The sequence below is a fragment of the Streptomyces sp. SID3343 genome, from assembly GCF_009865215.1.
In the GTDB taxonomy this organism is placed as follows: domain Bacteria; phylum Actinomycetota; class Actinomycetes; order Streptomycetales; family Streptomycetaceae; genus Embleya.
Window position 1 is genome coordinate 1 of sequence record NZ_WWJX01000839.1, and the last position, 3200, is coordinate 3200.

At 71.5% G+C, this 3200-nt stretch carries 4 protein-coding genes and 1 pseudogene; 3 read left to right on the forward strand and 2 right to left on the reverse strand.

What is annotated here, in order from left to right; all coding sequences use genetic code 11:
- Positions 1–202 precede the first annotated feature (202 nt).
- Together GT354_RS26265 and GT354_RS26270 are read left to right on the forward strand one after the other, a co-directional pair.
- A complete protein-coding gene (locus tag GT354_RS26265; RefSeq protein ID WP_161358850.1) occupies positions 203–1105 on the forward strand; it encodes a YhjD/YihY/BrkB family envelope integrity protein in 903 nt (300 codons plus the stop codon).
- Between the two features lie 74 nt (positions 1106–1179).
- Positions 1180–1920 (forward strand): Clp protease N-terminal domain-containing protein, encoded by a 741-nt coding sequence (locus tag GT354_RS26270; protein WP_161358851.1) that lies wholly within the window; start codon positions 1180–1182, stop codon positions 1918–1920.
- 127 nt (positions 1921–2047) lie between these two features.
- Here the strand turns inward: GT354_RS26270 and GT354_RS26275 are convergent, their stop codons facing one another.
- A complete protein-coding gene (locus GT354_RS26275) occupies positions 2048–2326 on the reverse strand; it encodes a hypothetical protein (RefSeq protein WP_161358852.1) in 279 nt (92 codons plus the stop codon).
- Positions 2327–2366: 40 nt separating this feature from the next.
- Positions 2367–2561, reverse strand: coding sequence for a hypothetical protein (locus GT354_RS26280; protein WP_161358853.1), 195 nt, complete (start codon positions 2559–2561; stop codon positions 2367–2369).
- A gap of 293 nt (positions 2562–2854) precedes the next feature.
- On the opposite strand from GT354_RS26280, the pseudogene GT354_RS26285 reads away from it, so the two are divergent.
- Positions 2855–3200 (forward strand): annotated as a pseudogene (locus tag GT354_RS26285) (sensor histidine kinase); the annotation flags it as partial.

Below are 3200 nucleotides of genomic sequence, written 5' to 3' on the forward strand. Positions count from 1 at the left end.
GCCCGCGCCTCCCACCCCGGCCATCCCGACCGCCGGCCGCCTTCCCGGGGCTCGGATGGTCGCGCCCGGAGACGGGTTCACGGATGCCGGCCTGGTCGAGCGACCGGGGTGGCTAGGCGGGGAGTCGCCGCAATAGGAAGATAAAGTGCGTTTCGTGGCATTGTGTGCCTTCGCTCGTTCGTTCTCGGTCAGGGGTCGGCCCATGCAGCTCGCGCGAGTGAAGGTGGCGGCCGGCGAGCGACTCGCGCGGGTGCGGGAGCGCTGGGCGGAGAGTTTTCCCGGCCGCTGTGTCACGCGAGCCCTGGACATCCACATCACCGATCGCATGATGGCGTTGGCCGCGCAGGCGTTCCTCGCGCTTATGCCGCTGGTCCTCGTGGTCGCCGCCGAGGCTCCCGAGGGGATCAGCAACGGCATGATCGACGCGATGCGCACCCGACTCGGGCTCGGCGGGACCGCGCAGGAGGTCCGGGGCATCTCCGGCAGCGAGTCGGACTCGGGCGTGACCGCCGTCGGGTTTCTGATCGTGCTGCTGAGCGCGACCAGCTTCAGCCGTGCGCTGCAACGCGTGTACGAGCGCTGCTGGCGGCTCACCCCGGGCGGGCTGCGCAGTGCGTGGCGGCCGTTGGCGTGGATCGTGAGCCTGGTGGTGTACTTCGTCCTCCTCGGGCTGACGTTCAAGGTCACCCACGGAAGCGGCCCGCTCAACGTGCTGCGCGTGGCCCTCGCCGCCGCCGGGGCGCTGGCGATGTGGTGGTGGACGCCGTTCGTCCTGCTGTCGGGCCGGGTGCACTGGCGTGCCCTGGTCCCCACGGCGCTGACCACGGCCGCGGTCACCCTCACGCTCGGGCTCGCCTCGTCCCGCTACGTCCCGCACGCGCTGTCCACCAACGAAAGCCGCTACGGCACGATCGGCGTCGCGTTCGCGATCGAGTCCTGGTTGGTCGCCCTGTTCGCCCTCGTCCTGGCGGCGGGCGTGGTGGGCGTGATCCTGGTCGAGTCCTCGGGTCGGCTCGGCGCGTGGGCGCGCGGAGCGGACGACCCCGACGCGTGGCGACGAACGCCGAGGTTGAAGTTCGTCCCCGAGGATTCGGCGCACGAGTAGGTCGACGGCCCACGCCACACTCGATCGTCAACCAAGGGTTGACGATCGCGAGATCGTCAACCTAGGGTTGACGGATGACGAACCCGACGCGCATGACCAATCCCGTCCGCCTCGACGACCTGATCGAGGCCATCAAGAAGGTCCACTCCGACGCGCTCGACCAGCTCTCCGACGCCGTCATCGCGGCAGACCACCTCGGGGAGGTGGCGGATCATCTGATCGGCCACTTCGTGGATCAGGCCCGCCGTTCGGGCGCGTCCTGGACCGACATCGGCCGGAGCATGGGAGTCAGCAAGCAGGCGGCCCAAAAGCGCTTCGTCACGAAGGACTCCGGTCAGCCCCTGGATCTCGATCCCAGTCAGGGCTTCAGCCGGTTCACCGAGCGGGCCAGGAACGTCGTCATGGCCGCGCAGAACGAGGCCCGCGCGGCCGGCAACGACGAGGTCGGCACCGAGCACCTGGCGCTCGGCCTGCTCAGCGAACCGGACGCGCTCGCCGCGAAGGCGATCGTCGCCCAGGGCGTCCCCCTGGACGCCGTCCGTCGAGCAGTCACCGCAGTGCTGCCGGCGCCGGCCGACGTCGTGCCCGAGCTCATCCCGTACGACACCTCGGCGCGCAAGGCGCTGGAACTCACCTTCCGGGCAGCCCTGCGGCTCGGCCACAATTACGTCGGTACCGAGCACATCCTGCTCGCGCTGCTCGAACTCGAAGCGGGCGACGGCGTACTCACCGGCGTGGGCATCGACCCGGCCGGCGCCGAGGCCAACATCGCCGCGGCCGTCGCCACCATCGCCGCAGCCCGCGAGACGTCCTGACCGACTTCGACGACGACGTCGGCTCCGCGACGGACCGTCCGTGACGGGGCGGGTTTCCGGCCGAGGACGCCGTTCACCCGTCCGTCACGAACCCGCCGGACCGCGTCGACTCGAACAAGCCCGTCGGTCAGGCGTCGCGACGCTCCGGCAGCCACCCGGCCGTGCCGAGCGCGAGCACGCGGTAGACGACGCACTCCACGACCGCCATCGTGATCGAGGGGCGCCCGGCCTGCGCGCGACCGATCGTCCTGCTCAGGGTCCGGAACAGCGACTGGAGCGTCCGGCTCTGTGCGGTCTCGCTCGCGGCGGCCGGCATCGGCGTGACGAAGAACAGGGCGGTGACCGCGCCGTCCGAATGCCGCACGACGGCGCCCGCGGCCGGGCCGAGCACAACCGTGACGGCCACGAACGCACCGGTCCCGACCACCGCCCGCTGCACGTGCGGGTCACCGAGACCGACGTCGAGGACCTCGTCGGCCGGGATCGACCGGGCCGACAGGGTACGTCGCGAACGCGATCGCCTCCCCGACCGCGAGCACCAGACCGACGGTGACCAGCACCTTCGCCGCCAACACCCGACGCCGCCGGGGCACGGCGGCGAAGGCGATCCGGATCAGGCCCGAACCGTACTCGGAGCTCATGCCCAGTACCCCCAAGACGCCGAGCGCGAGCACCACGACGTAGTAACCGCCGCTGAAGCCGAACCGGACCGGGTCGAACCCGGCCCCGCTCGTCGGCCGTCATGCCGTCCCAGTCGGCAACCAGGTTGCCGTAGTCGAACGCACCGAGGCCCAGCCCCACCACGGCCGCGAGCCCGACCGTCAGCTAGGTGGAGCGAAGTGAGCGCAGCTTGATCCATTCCGACGCGAGCACGCCCCGGGGGACGCCCACGGGCGTCATGACCCGGTGCCCCCTTCGGTGGTGTCGCCGACCGGTGTGCGCGTGGGCCGTCGGCCACGCGCTCGGGCGGCATCGCGCATATGCGGACGGCTCGGCCGACCTGGGGTCGTTGGTCGAGCGGACGCCCCGGGCGGCCGTACAGGTGGATCCGATCGTCGTCGGTGACCCGCGCGAGCTGCCGGCCGGCATCGAGTTGTCCGCGTATCGGATCGCCCAGGAGGCACTGACCAACGCACTGACCAACGGGGTGAGGCACGCGCACACCCGAGCGGCGCGGCTGGAAGTCGCCTACCGCGACGACGAGTTGGCGATCGAGGTCGTCGATCGCGGGCGTGGCCGGCCGATCGCGCCCGGCGGGCACGGGTTGGCCGGGGTCCGCG

What these genes read in the sequence shown, in the direction of transcription:
- GT354_RS26270 (WP_161358851.1), top strand. Translation starts at nt 1,180, where the DNA reads ATGACGAACCCGACGCGCATGACCAATCCCGTCCGCCTCGACGACCTG.
- GT354_RS26280 (WP_161358853.1), bottom strand. Translation starts at nt 2,561, where the DNA reads ATGAGCTCCGAGTACGGTTCGGGCCTGATCCGGATCGCCTTCGCCGCC.
- GT354_RS26265 (WP_161358850.1), top strand. Translation starts at nt 203, where the DNA reads ATGCAGCTCGCGCGAGTGAAGGTGGCGGCCGGCGAGCGACTCGCGCGG.